Below are 16,056 nucleotides of genomic sequence, written 5' to 3'. Positions count from 1 at the left end.
CTCCGATAATGTTGGTGGGCTCAGGCGTATCGCGCGGCATCATCGGACGGAGCGGCGGCGTTTTCCTGTCCAAAATTATGTCGTTGTTCGAAAGAAAGGTCAGACCGCTTTTCATCGTTCTGCCGCGTTTCTGATCGGCCTCTTTGTGTATCAGGATGTGTGTCGGGACCTTGATGCCCGGGACCAGAGGAACCATCATCCTGGACGGTGACATCCACCCGCGCCAATTTGATCCCAGACAATCGAATATCCTGTTCCAATCTGCCCTGTGAACCGATGATCAGCGCCTTGGCATTTTCATTGTCGGTTTCCATTCGCACGATATTGCCTGAGCTGTCCGATACGATTTCCACGCGCAACTGACCGAGGTGCTGCGGTTTCAATTGGAAACTGAGTGATGATTTACTGCCCGATAGCTGCCCGATGTCACGGCTAAGTTCTGTCACCCATTTCCCATCAGCGTCCATATTCAGCTCCGGTACTGAAGAACCGGTGAGCGACGGTGTCTGTGCTGTGCCCGGTGTTATCGTTGGCAATGTCTGCACAACAAATGGGGTCGTAATTGTTGCCACTGGTACAGTCTGCTTTATCTGATGAACGGGGTGTATCGGCACCGCATCGGTAGAAGCGAGTGGTCCGATTTTCGGCCTTGGCTGTTGCTCCAATGGTGTTGCCAAACGCGCATCAGAAAATATCTGCCTGTCTTTCGGTCCGGTTTTCTCCATCACAGGAATAGCTTCTGCTCTCTCCTGCAGCTTTCTCTTGTCCGGGGCAGTGTCTAAATCCGTGTCAAGCAGCTCAGGTTTTTCAGAAATGCTTTGGACGTCTTTCCGGTTACCAGCTGACAATGAAGCAATTTCAACATTGGGGGACTTGGCCTTACCCTGCAGTGCTTCGATGGTCCGCTCTCCGGTTTCGGATGGCATCGCATTGCCGTCTATTTTGATCGCGGTTGATGTCTGATCAGCATTATTATGTTGGGTGACCAGAGCAGCTGAATCTTTGGGTTCGACAGACTTGTCCATGGCAACCGGTAAGACATCCAAATCCAGTCTCAATGGTTCCGAACTATCACTCTCCGCAATTTCTGGAGATGGAGTTTCAGTCTCATCATTGTCGAGAACAGCATAGTTCTTCACAAAATCGCCGACACACTCGTCTGCTTGCAGCAATCCAGGCATCGTTTCCATTGGCGAAGAAGTGGTTTTGAGATTGGCATCCAATACCAGTCGAACAAGACCGTTCATGATGTTCTTCCTTCCTGCCATTGGCGTTTTGCTATCCGATGACTTCTGACGGAACAGGGCTGATTCTGTTGCTGGCGATGCACGCTCGCTTTTCGCGCGTGTTTAAGATCCATTGCCGCTCGATCTACTCTTCGGGCAGAGAAGAAGACTTCTGATTGCAGTGTTGCCGCAGCCTGTCGGTCCTGCATGATCTTGTTTTTTTGGCGGCCGTCTATCGCGATCAGGCGATGCCCCAACTCCATCCTTGAAGCCAAAGTCGAAGATTGCAGATTCTCTTCGTTTTCCAGCATTTCACCGACCATTTTCCGAAGATGTTCGCGAGACATTTCCATCCTCGCAATGTCCCTTTTCGCGCCCAAATAAATTTGCCGCGCTAACCGGTTTTGCAATTGGCAGACACCCAAAATGCGTGTCTTGGAGTTCAGATGGTTGCTCATGCGCCAAACCCCCGAACAAGATTTTGAACGGAATGTTCAATGTCAATTTTCGTGTCGGTCGCCTGTTTCAAAAAAGACAATTGATCGGAACGCCTTACGATGGCCTGATCGAGAAGATCGTCACCGCCAGCACGATAAGCACCCATGGTGATCAAGTCGTGATTTTCGGTATAGCGGCTCCACAGGGAACGGAAATTTCGCAAGGCTGCAGCATGGTCTTCGCCGATAATGTCCGGAGCCACCCGGCTGATCGATTTACCGATATCTATGGCGGGAAAAATCCCCTGCTCGGCAAGATCACGTGACAGGATGAGATGACCATCTGCGATGGCCCGGGCGGCATCGACTATCGGATCATCAAAATCGTCGCCATCGGCAAGCACTGTGTAAAAGGCGGTTATCGAACCACCGCTTTCGACGTCCCTACCGGCCCGTTCCAGCAGCTGCGGTATCAGTGCGATGGCACTGGGTGGATAGCCTTTCATCGTCGGCGGTTCGCCCGCAGACAGGCCGATTTCGCGCTGCGCATGGGCGATACGGGTCAGACTATCAATCATCAGCAAAACGCGTTTGCCCTGGCTTCGGAAATATTCTGCAATTGCGGCCGCGCGCTGCGCCGCCTTTATCCGCAATATCGGACTGTGGTCGGCCGGGACGGCAACGGTCACCATCTTGTCCGCAATCCCGCTATTCTGACTGGCCGCGACAAAATCACTCACTTCACGGGCGCGTTCCCCGATCAGACCAGCGACAATAATGTCTGCCTTCGCACCGGATGCAATTTGCTGCATCAGCACAGTCTTGCCGACTCCCGAACCGGCAACAAGTGCTACGCGCTGACCGCATCCAAGCGGCAGGAGCGCGTTTATCGCCTGCACTCCCACGTCAAGCCGCTGTACTATTCTGCCGCGGCTCAGGATATTGGCTTTCCGGCCTATCAGCGGCCAGGTGGAATCCGGTGCAATCGGACCCATATTATCAAGAGGACGACCAAGCGGATCAATGATCCGTCCAACAAGCTCCGAACCAACTTCCACTTGTGCCATGCTTGTCACCGGCTTTACCAGAGCATCCACGCCGATCGCGGCATGCTCATCAAATGGTGCAAGGGTTGCCATGCTACCGTCAAACCCGACCACTTCAGCGCCGACTTCATGGCCATCCTCTGACAGCACTGTTGCGCCAGATCCGATGGGATAATGGAAACCGCTGACACGCAACAGGCCAGCGGAGCAAGCCTTTACCTTGCCCCAACGGACAATTGCAGGTGTGACGGCTCCGGCTTCGATGAGAACTCGGGACAGGCGATCATAATCGAGATTCAACATGACGCACCGCCAGCCAGGCGCGCCTTGTTTTCAATCTCTTGAGCCATCGCAGTGGACCCAGAGGTGATCTCGCCAGAACCATAAACCAGACGCACGGAACCGGGCAGCAGGTTAGCATCCGGCAAAACCGGGACAGGACAGTCATGATTTTGCAACAGTTTCGTATCAGCCGCGGCAACATATAAACACACTTCGCCAACATCCGCCGCGATCAGCTCGATAGCTGCGTCGCATCGCTCCTGAAGCAGTTTCTTGTTGGTTCTTGCATGGCCCACAGCCTGCTCAAACAAGGACAGGACGACTTCCCATAGCTGCTTCGACAGATGCCCTGCATCGATTGTTTTCAGGCGGTTAATCGATGATGCCAGAGTGTCTTGGCTGGCTTCTCCTTCCTCAAGCTGTACCATCGCCGCCCGCTGTCCGTTCAGATATCCTCGCGCATAGGCATCCGCAATTTGCTGATCTATACTGTCAACTTCGGGCTCTGGTTCATTTTCCGGAACATCATCTAAGCCATCCTGTTCAGCACGCCGAAGCGGCATGTCATATGTCGCCTGAAAAGCCGTTTCTTTTGCGCCTAAACTATTGATAATAAATATATCATCATGGCTATGAACCGGCGAAAAACTGCGCTCAGACAAAGTCATCACTGCGCCCTCCCAACAAGATGCTGCCATCTTCCGCCAGCCTCCGTGCCTGCAAAACAATCTGCTTTTGCGCGGCAACTACGTCATCTTTCGAAACCGGTCCCATCTCCGCAATTTCGTCCTGAATGGATTCCGCCGCCCGTTTTGACATACAGCTGAACATCTTCTCTGCCAGCGCAGGCTCCGCGCCTTTGATCGCCAGCAGCAGCGTCGCATTTTCGATGGATCGGATAAGCGTTCCAAGACTTTTATCTTCGACCTCAATGAGATCAGCAAAGACGAACATCTCTTCTTCGACCGTTCGGGCCAACGCCTTGTCGCGTTTAAGCAAGGCTTTAATGATGCGCTGCTCCGACAATTTATCAACATTGTTCATGATTGCCGCGGCCTCGCTGGTACCGCCGGTGCTGGCGCAGCGCGTCACACTTGGTTTTTGAACCTGACGCGATAACAAGGCTTCAATATCAGTAACTGCATTTCCGCTTACTGCTCCCATGGTGACGATGCGGAAAATAACGTCATCCTGCAAACTGGCATCGAGTTTCTGAAGCACTTCACCTGCTATTTCCGCATCAATGAATGACAGCACTACAGCCATCATCTGGGGATGTTCATCCGCAATCATCTCGGCAATTTCTTGCGCCGACATCCATTTTAGCTGCTGTAACTCCGCCTTATTTTTCTGCGGTGTTATCCGCGACAGCATGTTTGCAGCCCGGCTGGTGCCCAACGCCTTATCCAACATACTTTTGATTTGTCTATCTGCGCGATATCCGATGGAAGTGCGGCTGCGTGCCTGTTCAACGAAGCGGTCAAATACAAGGTTTACATCCGCCTCACTGACGTTGCGAATTTCGAACATGGCTTCGCCAAGACTTTGGACTTCACTGGGTTCCAGACGCGACAAGATATCTGCAGCCTCGTTTTCCCCGAAGATCATCAACAATATGGCAGCTATCTCGTGACCGGTCAGGGTCTCTTCAGCGATATCGGTTTTGACAGGGACAGCATTATTTTCGTCTACGCTGCTGGTTATAGCTTCAGCCATTGACTGCCTCCCTTTCCAGCTGAGCCTCGGTCAATAAATCTCGCACCGTCAGCGCTGCATGATCTGGATTTTGGCGCACAAAATTCTGGATGAGCGCGGCCCGCTCGGAATAACCATCTGCCGCACTGATCATATCCAGCGATACCGGATTGGTTCGCCGTTTGAGTGGTTTGCCATTCCGGCCAAGCTCTTCCTCAATGTCGGAGGCCAGTTGCAAATTTTCTGCGTTTGACAGCTTTGATCTATCTGCGCGCATTTTTCCTAGCAGCGGTCGGCCAATGCCAAAGATTAAAGCCAGGGCGACCAGCAAGGCGGAGAGATTTCGAACCAGGACAGCAACCCAGCTTGCCTCCCACCAGATTTCGGTTGCTTCTTCCACCGGAAGAAATTCACGCGCCTCTATGGCAACAACATCACCGCGCTCCGCCTGAAAGCCAATGGCGCCTTTAACCAGAGCCTCGACCGCAGCCAGTTCTTCCGCCGACCGCTGTTTGGTTCCGACCGGCGAACGCAGAGCAACCGCGACGGAAAGTCGGCTTATTGATCCAGCTGCCTGTTTTGTGACAGACACTTCTCTTCCCAGTTCAAACTGCCGGGAAAATTTTTCCGAACTACGGGTTGTTGCCGGCTCGTTTTCTTGGTTATCGTCGCCTTCAAAATCATCGGTAAGCTCCGGAGCTTCCGGTGGCCGGTTTGCAAGCGCGCCAGGGATACCATAGCTTGCTTTTTTACCAGGCTCATTTGACCAGCTTCCCTGCTCGGAACGCACCCGTGCATCTTCTTTCGGGAAGCTTTCTCGAGTTGCCTGATTTTCGGAGAAATCCATTTCCGCAGTCACTTCAGTAGTAAAATTATCGGCTCCGAGCACCGGTGAAAGCAATGATGTGATAGTCCGGCGATAGCGCTCCTCAACCTGCGACTGCACCGTCAAATGCCGCTCTGCCTTATCAGAAGCGCTGCCAGGTCCCTGGCGTGACATTAGCCGTCCGTTCTGGTCGACAACACTGATTGCATTAGAGGATAGACCAGCCACAGAACTACCAACCAGATGGATGATTGATTGCACCTGCGCTTCGGTCAGACGATTGCCTTCAATGAGCTTCAGCATCACCGATGCGGACGGCTCAGATCGGTCTCGTACAAATATGCTTGGCGGTTCAACCGCAAGATGAACACGAGCCGATATGACACTGTCCATGGTCTCTATCGTACGGGCTAGATCGAGCTCACGGGCACTGCGCAGTTTCTCGTTTTCTACTGCCCTGCTTGCTCCCATCGGCATGGCAGCGATGATGCTATCTCCATCCGGCGCAGACTTGGGCAAACCCTGCGCGGCAAGTGACAGCTTTGCCCGATGATAGTCCGCCTCCGAAACCGTTAGAGAACCCGTTGCCTCATCAACATTAAACCCGATATCTGATTGCCCCAACGCTTCAGCGACGGCAGCTTTTTCCGCTTCCGGCAAACCTCTGAAAAGATCGCGCTGTGGTGGCTCGCGTAATGTCAGCCATAAAAAACCGGCCAATATCATTACCGCCATCAACCCCATCAATGGCAACCCGCGCTTGATAGCGGCCTGGTCAATAAAGCCGTGCAATCGTTTACGCCAGTTGGCACTGTTCGCAAAATCTGGCATTCGAGTGACCGGTGTCAGATCATGCACAGGATCTTGAACCTGTTGTTCACTAGTAAGGCTGAGCTCGTTCATATTACACCGGCATGGTCATGATGTCTTGATAGGCTTTGATGAGCTTGTTGCGGACCTGCAGCGTGAGCTCAAAACCCAGTGAAGATTTTTGCTTGGCCATCATCACGCCAGCAATGTCGTTGGTTTTACCCATCGTATAATCTTCAGTTACATCTCCCGCAGTGCGTTGAAGCGCGCTGACCTCTTTCACCGCAGAGACCATGGCCGCACCAAATGCCGGTCGGGAGGGTGCCGTTTCAGTTTCCAAAGAAATGGAAACGACCTTTTTCAGTACATCATTTTGCGCAATTATATCCTGACGCATCGCCATCAGTTGAGAACTGTCAATCGCTTTCATGAGCAATTTCCAGAAACCATATCCACTGCGTATCGATCCGATACCAAGAGGCATTTTGGTATTACTGGATTGATACGCAGCGGCAGGCCATTGCTCTCCCGGACCAGTTCGGGAGAGCGCCGATCGGAGTTCAGAATATCAACGTGATGGCTTGCCCCAATTATCCAAAGATTGGGATATGTCCTCATGCAAGAGTAAAGCTTGGCCACGAATCTTGTCATTTGAAACGCGGCTAAACGGAGAAAGTCCAACCAAACTTCGATTGGCTTCGGTTGCATCAACCGAGCATCGCTGATTATCATTTGAGTCATCATCTTTCCCGATTCCTGGCCTTCAAAACCCGTCCTTGAAACAAATTAAAGTGGCATGACCCATTGGTTCGCAAACGCTATGCCAAATTCCATGAAAGGTATTTCAGTATATTTTTTAGATAGTTACCGGACGCCGACGAGAACCGAGCCAATTTCCTGACTGCCCGGCGCCAAATCGATGACGCATCGCCATTTTTATGACGCAGGCCATTATCCGCTAAACCATCCCGAACCATTTCCGTTTTCGTGCCTGAGGTTGCCGCTGACGCTCTTTGCGGTGATCCATCAGTTTTGAAAGGAAAGTTACATGACAATTATCGGAACCAATGTTGCAGCCATGCGCACCAATCAGGCTGCCAACGATGCCGAAATGAGCCTCGCCAAATCGATTGAACGGCTGTCCACTGGACGCCGAATCAACAGTGCAAGCGATGATGCCGCCGGTCTTGCCATCGCAACCCGCATGACATCCGAGATTCGCGGCCTCAACATGGCAACCCGCAATGCCAATGATGGTATCTCTCTGGCCCAAACGGCTGAGAGCGGCATGAGCGAGATCAACAACATGCTTCAGCGTATGCGTGAGCTGTCCGTTCAATCGGCCAACGGTACATTATCAGCAGGCGATCGAACCAATTTGCAGACAGAGGTCGCCGCCCTTATTCTCCAAATTGATGATGTTGCAACACGGACGGAATTTAACAACGTTGCGTTGCTCGACGGCAGTGCCGCGACCATCAACATCCAGACAGGTTCTGCAGCAGCCGAAACCGTTGTTATCAACCTGACTGATGTGACCGCCGCGACTCTGGCTGTCGATGCACTCGACATCAGTACAGAACCCGGTGCCACAGCAGCTCTGGCCGTTCTCGATACCGCTATGGATACGGTTACCACCGCACAAGCATCTTTGGGTGCATCGCAGAACCGTTTGATAGCGACGGTATCCAATCTGACAAGCCGCGTTGCTAACATTACGGAATCCCGTTCGCGCATCGAAGATGTCGACTTTTCCGGAGAAACTACTGCGCTCGCCAAAGCACAAATACTGAGCCAGGCCTCAACTGCGATGTTGGCGCAAGCCAATCAGTCGCAGCAAGGCGTTCTTAGCTTGATCCGTTAAGCGTCTGGTCCTGCTTAATGGGTTATAGGCCCCCGGCGCATAATCACCCCACAAATGGCCCCGGGGGTTATTTTGTCAGCGTAATCACTCCTGTCCTGCTTTCGCTTGCCTTTTGAAGACGATAAATTAGCGTGACCGGCAAGCAAGGGAGCGGGATCATATGGCAGCGCAACAGATTTTGGTGATTGACGAAGGCACAACATCAACCCGTGCGATGCTATTTGGCGTCGATGGCAAACTCCACGGATCACAGCAGGAGGAATTGCAGCAATATTATCCTTCTGCCGGTCTTGTGGAACATGATGCAACTGAGATTTGGGACAAGACGTTGCGCTGTTGTCAAAAAATGATCGAGCAGGCAGGCGGCGCGGAAAAGATAGCGGCTATCGGAATTACCAATCAACGCGAAACCATAGTCGCCTGGGACAAACGTAATGGTGAGCCGCTTTGCAAGGCGATCGTCTGGCAGGATCGCCGCACTGCTAAAATGTGCGATGAGTTGAAAGCCAAGGGACTGGAATCGATGGTTCAGGCAAAAACAGGATTACTGCTCGACCCATATTTTTCTGGCAGCAAAATCGGATGGATGCTGAAAAACTGGCCGGAAGTTGGAGCGGCAGGTGACAATCTGGCTTTTGGGACGATTGAATCCTATCTGATCTTCCGTCTCACCGGCGGGACTCATATCACTGATGCCAGCAATGCCAGTCGCACTATGTTGATGGCTTTGGATGAAAATGACTGGGACGACGAACTGCTCCGGTTATTTGATGTTCCCCGAAAGACCTTGCCGGACATTGTCGATTGTGCCGGAGATCTTGGTAAAACGTCGCCCGCTCTGTTTGGAGCACCGATAGCAATATGTGGATCTGCCGGAGATCAGCAAGCAGCGACAATTGGGCAAGCCTGTCTCGACGTCGGTCAAACCAAAGCAACATTTGGCACCGGTGCATTCATTCTGACAAACAGCGGCGAAACGGCACCCCGGTCTGAGAATCGTCTACTTTCGACGGTGCTTTATCAATGGAATGGCAAACGCACATACGCGTTGGAAGGCTCTGTCTTTGTCGCTGGCAGCTTGATGCAATGGCTCCGCGATGAAGTCCGTCTGATAAGCTACGCCGGCGAAAGCGAGGAACTAGCACGATCAGTCGACGATAATGGCGGAGTTTATTTGGTCCCTGCCTTATCCGGCCTTGGCGCGCCGCATTGGAAAGCTGATGCAACGGCAGCAATTTCCGGCCTTAGTTTTTCGACAACAAAAGCCCATATTGTCCGCGCGGCTCTCGAAGCGATGGCTTATCAGTGCCACGATTTAAAAACCGCATTTTCCGCCGATGGCACCGACTGGCAAAGTTTGCGTATAGATGGCGGCATGGTAGCGAATGACTGGATGGTGCAAGACCTTGCCGACATATTGGACATTCCGGTTGAACGACCCGAGTTTTTTGAGACAACGGCGCTGGGCGCAGCAATGCTGGCTGCAGTTGGGTCCGGGATATATGAATCCTTGGGTGACGCATCAGTAATGATAACCGGGCTGGAAACCTATCATCCCGACATCACTGCTTCGGGTCGCAATTTGCGGATAGAGGGATGGAACAAGGCCATGCAAACCGTTTTACAGGACTGATATCAATCGCTTTATCGTTTGTGAAACCCGGGTCTTTTGCTCGATACAGCATCTTGGAAACCAAGCCAGACATGACCATTGTCAATTTTCTTAACAAAATGTCCCTGCTCATTGCCTAATCCGAAGTTGAACAGGTCTACATCAATTGATTGATCAAATTGCATACCGAACTCCCGACCTTCGACCCAACGAACGGTTCCCGAGACAGAACCAAAACCCGTTTTTTTGATCACTATTGATTGTTCAGGTAGCAGATCTATCGGTGCGGTGGCGCGAATACCAAAAGTGGAAAGATTGCGGACCATAGCCTCATGTGGTCCAGAATTATCTGTAAACAGCTCTATCTTTACGAGCTTTCGTATGCGTGGCTCACGAGCCGCTTCCTGCTTCTGCTCCGCTTCTGTATTTTCAAATGGCTTGGCCATCCTGATGATCCATAGTTCCGTTCCGGAATCTATTAACGGATATGGAGCTAAAGCTTTAAGGGCTATGATAAAGCGATCGGTACAGCTCTAGCTTAGTTGATGTAGCTTGCCTGGCATCAGGTCATCTGCCAAAAAAAAGGCCCGCCAATTGGCGGGCCTTCTAATAGCGTAGCTATGCGATCTAAGCGTCTTTCTTCTTTTTCTCCGCTTTCACATCCGCCCAGATTGTCTTGTAAGACAGGAAGGCAAGGATTGTAGCGATCAATAAGAAGGCGATTACCGCCCAACCGGTTTGCTTCTGCTTGACGAGTGACGGTTCTGCTGTCCAAATCAAGAAGGCCGACACATCCTCTGACATCTGGGAAACGGTCGCCTTCGTACCATCTGAATAGGTAACTTGATCGTCTCCAGTTATCGGCGGTGCCATCGCTATATTCAGGTTCGCAAAATATGGATTATAATGTAGACCAGCGCCTGGGCGATTAGCTTCTGGCAATTCTGATGGTGGATCAGAGTAGCCGGTAAGCAATGAATACACATAAGGTGCACCGCCGTTACGCGCTTTGGTGATCAGCGAAAGATCGGGCGGAATTGCATTGTTATTTGCTGCGGCGGCGGCAACGTTATTTGCAAAAGGCTTCGGAAATTTATCGGCAGGAATCGATGGACGGGTTGATGCCTCACCCGTGTCCGGATTAACACTTGGTGTTTCGATTATCCAGTTTGCTGCAATCGCCTTCACTTCATCTTCGTTGTAACCCAGTTCTGCAAGGTTACGGAAAGCAACCAGACGAAGACCGTGGCAAGCTGCACAGACCTCCTTATAGACCTGAAAACCACGTTGAAGCTGTTGATTGTCAAATTTCCCAAAAGGGCCGTCACTTGCGAAGGATACGTCCTTGGGTTTTTCATGAAACTGATATTCGACAGCTTTTACCGGCGGGTTGCTAACATACTCGACCGCGCCGCGCCCAAATGAATAGATCAGCATTCCAGCAAAGAACAAACCGATCAATATCCCGAAAAATCTTACCATTACTTCAGATCCCTGTTTCTTAGCTGGCTTGTTCTAGTGGCTTACCGGTCACTGCTTCGGTTATCGAATTTGGCAGCGGCTCCGGCTTCTCGATGCGAGAAAGCAGCGGCAATATGATCAGGAAGTGCGCAAAATAATAGGCACTCGCGAGCTGGCTCAGCATCACATAAGGTTCCTCGGCTGGCGCACCGCCACAAATACCGAGTATAACGATGCATGGGATAAGACCGAACCAGAAGAACTTTTTGAACCGCGGACGATAGTCTCCCGACCGCACAGGTGACTTGTCCAGCCATGGCAGGAAGAACCAAACCAATATGGCAGAGAACATGGCCAACACGCCGAGCAATTTCGCAGGAACAAATAGAAAATCGAAGGTGAAGGCGCGCAAAATCGCGTACCAAGGCCAGAAATACCATTCAGGAACGATATGCGCTGGCGTCGAAAGCGGATTGGCAGGGATATAGTTGTCCGCATGCCCCAAAGCGTTTGGCATGAAGAACATCATGCCGGTGAAGAAGATCAACGCAAGGCCCAGGAACCATCCGTCTTTTGCTGTGTAGAAGGGATGGAAAGGAACGGTATCCTGAGGCCCTTTCACATTAACACCGGTTGGATTATTCGATCCCGGGATATGCAGCGCCCAGATGTGCATGATAATTACACCAGCAATCACGAAGGGCAGCAAATAGTGCAAGGAGAAGAACCGGTTCAACGCAGCATTGTCAGGCGCAAAACCGCCCAATAACAGCTCCTGAATCGGCTTACCGACCAGCGGTATCGCCTCGAACAGCCCGGTAATCACTTTCGCGCCCCAGAAACTCATCTGTCCCCAAGGAAGCACATAGCCCATGAATGCGGTTGCCATGGCCAGCAAATAAATGACCACGCCAAGCAGCCAGATCATCTCACGAGGCGCTTTGTAAGAGCCATAATAGAGGCCCCGTCCGATATGAAGATAGATGGCTATAAAGAAGAAACTTGCGCCATTGGCATGCGCATAGCGGATCATCCAACCACTATTCACGTCGCGCATGATATGTTCGACCGAGTCAAAGGCAATCGCCGCATTGGCGGCGTAGTGCATCGCCAAAATGATGCCCGTAACTATCTGCACTACCAGGAAAACTCCGGCGAGCGAACCGAAATTCCACATGTAGTTCAGGTTACGCGGCGTCGGATAGCCAGCGCCCACTGAGTTGTAGATTAGACGGCCTATTGGCAGTTTCTCGTCCATCCACTGCCCGAACTCGGTGGTTGGTTTATATTGTTGTGCCCAAGGAAAACTCATTTTTCTTGCCCCTAGCCGATTTTCACGACGGTATCTGATAGGAAACTATATTCCGGTACTTCCAAATTGGTTGGCGCTGGCCCTTTGCGGGTCCGGCCTGCAGTGTCATAGTGTGAACCATGGCACGGGCAGAAATAGCCGTCATATTCGCCTTTTACTTCACCTTGCGCCGCTCCCAGTGGAACGCAACCCAAATGGGTGCAAACGCCAAGTGTGATAAGCCAGTTTTCTTTGCCGGGTTGTGTACGGTCCGCTAAAGACTCGGGATCACGAAGGCCGGACAAATCCACTGCATTGGCAGCTTCAATCTCTGAAGCGGTCAGGTTGCGAATGAAAATGGGTTGTTTACGCCAGCTCGACTTGATTGCCTGACCCGGCTCAATGGCGGAGATATCAACTTCGATCGATGACAAAGCTAACACGTCAGCGCTAGGGTTCATTTGGTTCACCAAGGGAAATACAGTTGCAACGACACCAACGCCACCAAAGCTTACCGCTGCGATATTGATGAAGTCGCGGCGCCGAACACCACCGATTTCAGGTTCCGAAACAGCCGAATCACTGGGTTCAACCGCGGTATCAACACTAGCCATGCAAACACGCCCTTACGTTTGTTATAATCCCTGTCTGCCAGATCGAGGGCGAACCCTCAATATGTTTCATTTGGCAGCTATTGGCGCGCCTGATAGCCGCGAAGACCATGGTTTGCCAACAGTGAATTTTTGATTGACCAAACATAATGAACAACCCCATGCTCGACGAACCATGAGAGTAGCCCTTTACCAACCCGACATTGCGGGAAATTTAGGAACGATTTTAAGGACATGCGCATGTCTTGACGTTCCTGTAGATATCATTGAACCGTGTGGTTTTCCGTTTAGTGATCGCAGTTTGAAGCGGGCTGGAATGGACTATTTTGACCATGTTGATTTTACCCGGCATGCGGATTGGGATGCCTTTCTTGCTTTTGTCGATTCACGATCGACGCGTGTCGTTCTACTTACCAGCAAGGCCAAAACCGCTTATCATAAATTCACATTCCGACCGGACGACATATTATTGTTCGGATCAGAAAGTGCTGGCGTGCCCCTTGATGTCAATCAACGCGCCGACGAACGAATCACCATAAAGATGAAAAATGGCATGCGATCATTGAACCTTGCCGTTTCAGCGGGCATGGCGCTTGGCGAAGCACTCAAACAAACGGGACAATTTTCCAAATGACGGCACAGCCACCAATTCCCAAGAACGACAATCCGCTAGATGGCCAGCAGTTACAAGCGCAGACATGGTTTGCAAAGCTGCGGGACAAAATCTGCGCTGAATTTGAAGCGATTGAAGCGGAAGCAGGCAGTGACGCACGCTTTGATTACCTGCCTTGGGATCGTGAAAACCCAGATAAAAGTCCGGGTGGCGGCGGTGTGCGCGGAAGCATCAAGGGCAAGGTTTTTGAAAAAGCCGGCGTTAATATTTCCACGGTCGACGGCACATTCAGTGAAGAATTTGCAAAATCCATTCACGGTGCGGGGGAAAACCCGCATTTCTTTGCAACTGGCATCAGTCTTGTCGCTCATATGGCCAACCCGCATGTGCCTGCCGTGCATATGAATACAAGGTTCCTCTGCACCACCAAACGCTGGTTTGGAGGCGGCGCCGATCTTAACCCGCCAATCCCTTACACCGAAGATACAAACGATTTTCATGCTCGGATGAAACAGGCCTGTGATCCGCATCATCCAGACTATCATGCAAAATACAAAAAATGGGCAGATGACTATTTCTATATCCCGCACCGGCAGGTACATCGCGGTGTCGGCGGTATATTTTATGATCATCTTGAACTCGAATCAGACGATGATTTTGACCGGCACTTTGCTTTTACGCAGGACGTCGGCCTCGCATTCCTTGATATTTTCCCAAAACTGGTACGGCGGCGGATGGGGTTGCCGTGGACGGCGGATGAAAAAGAACAGCAACTCGTCTGGCGCGGCCGTTACGCAGAATTTAACCTGGTATATGATCGCGGCACCACATTTGGATTGAAAACCGGTGGTAATGTCGATGCAATATTGATGAGCCTGCCACCGGAAGCCAAATGGAGCTGACGTTCAAGTGACCAAGATTGATGTTCCCGACGACAACCTTGCCGTTATTACGACCTATTTTGAAATGTGTCGAAAGCCAGTATTTGAGAACAGTAGTTCATCTTTGATTCTAAGGACTTGGGACGAACCTGATTTGTTGGAATATCGGACACTATTCAGAAGAGTGGGGGAGGACTGGTTATGGTTCGGTAGACTTTTGCTGAACGATGACGAACTTCGTTCAGCAATTCATGCCCCCGAGATCGAGATTTTCAAGGTTCAGGATGATGAACATGACATTGGCTTCGTGGAACTGGATTTCAGTCAACCCGAGCAATGCGAGATATATTATTTTGGACTGGTACCGGAAATGAATGGCAGAGGCTATGGCCCCGCAATGATGACAGAGACCCTGAAACGCGCCTGGAAAGATGATGTAAAGCGCGTTTGGTTGCACACTTGCACCAATGACTCTCAGCGCGCATCCAACTTTTATCAGCGCTCAGGATTCATCGCCTACAAACGCGAGGTCGACATGCATGCAGATCCCCGTCTGACAGGTCACCTGCCAATGGACGCAGGTCCGCATGTGCCCATCATCTCAGGTAAAGACCTCTCCAACATCTGAACCTTTGCCAGTTAACTGATAGTAGATCGATCCGATAAGGACGGTAAAAACTATCTGCAATGCAGTACCACCTAACGCAGAAACAAGGTTTTCAACGAGCGGCCAACCTGCACCTCCGGTCGCAAGTCCGATAATGACACCAATGATCATCTGAATGACGCCAACGGTAATCGCTCCGATAACTGCTATCATCAGAACAAGCAGCAGAATTGAGAAACCATTGTCCTTTGTGCTTTCCCAACTCTTCTTAAGCGCTTCGAGAGGATTTCTTTCACCATGATCAGCGATGATAATCGGCACAAGAATTAAGCGGCAGGCGACATAGAGGCCGGGAATGATAAACAACAGGATACCTGCAAATGTGGCTAAACCAGTCAGAATGTTCGCGATCAAAAAGATAAGAAAAAGACGAAGCGCCTTACCCAGATCATCAGCAACCGTACCGCTATGTGAGGGAGCGATAGTGAAGTAAATAACGAAGCCGCCAAAACTGATTAACAGATTGGACGCAATGATCGCGAACGCATTTTCACTAAAAAATGTTGAATAGGCTGCCGTTATTGCATTCAAATCTTCAGTGCCTTCCAGATTGGGCTGCCCAACAAATTGGGCCATCAACAAAGTCGGCAGGAAAAGAAAGACTCCCGCTATTGCCAATATCGCTTCCTTATGATCACGCAAAATCGCCATCGCGCCGCTCCAGCACTCCATATAATTGAGCTTCATTGACTTGACCCTCGGGTTTGAAATTCATTCCCCGCACTCTTGCCACC

General features: G+C 51.1%; 17 protein-coding genes. 5 read left to right on the top strand and 12 right to left on the bottom strand.

Annotated elements, in window-relative coordinates; genetic code table 11:
- Window positions 1-20 precede the first annotated feature (20 nt).
- Genes AC6I9Z_RS10340 through fliE form a run of 7 tightly spaced genes read right to left on the bottom strand, consistent with a single transcriptional unit; the run spans window position 21 to window position 6,752 of the window.
- Window positions 21-1,247, bottom strand: a complete 1,227-nt coding sequence (locus AC6I9Z_RS10340) for a flagellar hook-length control protein FliK (protein ID WP_461455772.1) — start codon at window positions 1,245-1,247, stop codon at window positions 21-23.
- Window positions 1,244-1,684, bottom strand: coding sequence for a hypothetical protein (locus tag AC6I9Z_RS10335; RefSeq protein ID WP_461455771.1), 441 nt, complete (start codon window positions 1,682-1,684; stop codon window positions 1,244-1,246). Before AC6I9Z_RS10335 ends, AC6I9Z_RS10340 begins: the two co-directional genes overlap by 4 nt.
- Window positions 1,681-3,012: a FliI/YscN family ATPase gene (locus AC6I9Z_RS10330; protein ID WP_461455770.1), complete on the bottom strand. Its 1,332-nt coding sequence runs from the start codon at window positions 3,010-3,012 to the stop codon at window positions 1,681-1,683. The genes AC6I9Z_RS10335 and AC6I9Z_RS10330 overlap by 4 nt, the downstream gene beginning before the upstream one ends.
- On the bottom strand, window positions 3,006-3,659 hold the full coding sequence (locus AC6I9Z_RS10325; protein WP_461455769.1) for a FliH/SctL family protein: 654 nt from the start codon (window positions 3,657-3,659) through the stop codon (window positions 3,006-3,008). Before AC6I9Z_RS10325 ends, AC6I9Z_RS10330 begins: the two co-directional genes overlap by 7 nt.
- Window positions 3,646-4,707, bottom strand: a complete 1,062-nt coding sequence (fliG, locus tag AC6I9Z_RS10320; protein WP_461455768.1) for a flagellar motor switch protein FliG — start codon at window positions 4,705-4,707, stop codon at window positions 3,646-3,648. The genes AC6I9Z_RS10325 and fliG overlap by 14 nt, the downstream gene beginning before the upstream one ends.
- Window positions 4,700-6,415, bottom strand: coding sequence for a flagellar basal-body MS-ring/collar protein FliF (gene fliF, locus AC6I9Z_RS10315; protein WP_461455767.1), 1,716 nt, complete (start codon window positions 6,413-6,415; stop codon window positions 4,700-4,702). The genes fliG and fliF overlap by 8 nt, the downstream gene beginning before the upstream one ends.
- A 1-nt stretch (window position 6,416) precedes the next feature.
- Window positions 6,417-6,752 carry a flagellar hook-basal body complex protein FliE gene (gene fliE / locus AC6I9Z_RS10310; protein ID WP_461455766.1) on the bottom strand — a complete coding sequence of 112 codons (336 nt, stop codon included), beginning with the start codon at window positions 6,750-6,752 and terminating at the stop codon, window positions 6,417-6,419.
- 618 nt (window positions 6,753-7,370) lie between these two features.
- Between fliE and AC6I9Z_RS10305 the strand changes: the two genes are divergently transcribed.
- Both AC6I9Z_RS10305 and glpK read left to right on the top strand, forming a co-directional pair.
- Window positions 7,371-8,186, top strand: a complete 816-nt coding sequence (locus AC6I9Z_RS10305; RefSeq protein ID WP_109357177.1) for a flagellin N-terminal helical domain-containing protein — start codon at window positions 7,371-7,373, stop codon at window positions 8,184-8,186.
- Window positions 8,187-8,346: 160 nt separating this feature from the next.
- The gene (gene glpK / locus AC6I9Z_RS10300) at window positions 8,347-9,819 is read left to right on the top strand and encodes a glycerol kinase GlpK (protein WP_461455765.1); all 1,473 of its coding nucleotides are present in this window, start codon (window positions 8,347-8,349) and stop codon (window positions 9,817-9,819) included.
- Between the two features lie 11 nt (window positions 9,820-9,830).
- On the opposite strand, the gene AC6I9Z_RS10295 is transcribed toward glpK, so the two are convergent.
- The 4 genes from AC6I9Z_RS10295 to petA form a co-directional block, all read right to left on the bottom strand.
- A complete protein-coding gene (locus tag AC6I9Z_RS10295; protein WP_461455764.1) occupies window positions 9,831-10,244 on the bottom strand; it encodes a PilZ domain-containing protein in 414 nt (137 codons plus the stop codon).
- A gap of 181 nt (window positions 10,245-10,425) precedes the next feature.
- Window positions 10,426-11,280, bottom strand: a complete 855-nt coding sequence (locus AC6I9Z_RS10290) for a cytochrome c1 (RefSeq protein WP_461455763.1) — start codon at window positions 11,278-11,280, stop codon at window positions 10,426-10,428.
- Between the two features lie 19 nt (window positions 11,281-11,299).
- Entirely contained in the window at window positions 11,300-12,571 is a 1,272-nt protein-coding gene (locus AC6I9Z_RS10285; RefSeq protein ID WP_461455762.1) for a cytochrome b, read from the bottom strand.
- An 11-nt stretch (window positions 12,572-12,582) separates the two neighbouring features.
- Window positions 12,583-13,164 carry a ubiquinol-cytochrome c reductase iron-sulfur subunit gene (gene petA, locus AC6I9Z_RS10280; protein ID WP_109357182.1) on the bottom strand — a complete coding sequence of 194 codons (582 nt, stop codon included), beginning with the start codon at window positions 13,162-13,164 and terminating at the stop codon, window positions 12,583-12,585.
- 172 nt (window positions 13,165-13,336) lie between these two features.
- Here petA and AC6I9Z_RS10275 point away from each other — a divergent pair, with 172 nt between their 5' ends.
- The 3 genes from AC6I9Z_RS10275 to AC6I9Z_RS10265 are packed head-to-tail and all read left to right on the top strand — an operon-like array spanning window position 13,337 to window position 15,283.
- Window positions 13,337-13,795, top strand: coding sequence for a tRNA (cytidine(34)-2'-O)-methyltransferase (locus AC6I9Z_RS10275; protein WP_461455761.1), 459 nt, complete (start codon window positions 13,337-13,339; stop codon window positions 13,793-13,795).
- Window positions 13,792-14,676 (top strand): oxygen-dependent coproporphyrinogen oxidase, encoded by an 885-nt coding sequence (hemF, locus tag AC6I9Z_RS10270; protein ID WP_461455760.1) that lies wholly within the window; start codon window positions 13,792-13,794, stop codon window positions 14,674-14,676. Before AC6I9Z_RS10275 ends, hemF begins: the two co-directional genes overlap by 4 nt.
- Before the next feature lie 7 nt (window positions 14,677-14,683).
- Window positions 14,684-15,283: a GNAT family N-acetyltransferase gene (locus tag AC6I9Z_RS10265; RefSeq protein ID WP_461455759.1), complete on the top strand. Its 600-nt coding sequence runs from the start codon at window positions 14,684-14,686 to the stop codon at window positions 15,281-15,283.
- On the opposite strand, the gene AC6I9Z_RS10260 is transcribed toward AC6I9Z_RS10265, so the two are convergent.
- Window positions 15,257-15,898: a glycerophosphoryl diester phosphodiesterase membrane domain-containing protein gene (locus AC6I9Z_RS10260; protein ID WP_461455758.1), complete on the bottom strand. Its 642-nt coding sequence runs from the start codon at window positions 15,896-15,898 to the stop codon at window positions 15,257-15,259. The two genes, AC6I9Z_RS10265 and AC6I9Z_RS10260, sit on opposite strands and share 27 nt — an antisense overlap.
- Window positions 15,899-16,056: the final 158 nt, after the last annotated feature.

The organism is Parasphingorhabdus sp. (assembly GCF_059726685.1).
The sequence above is the reverse complement of the archived record's forward strand: the minus strand, read 5'-3'. Positions and strand labels throughout refer to the sequence as shown.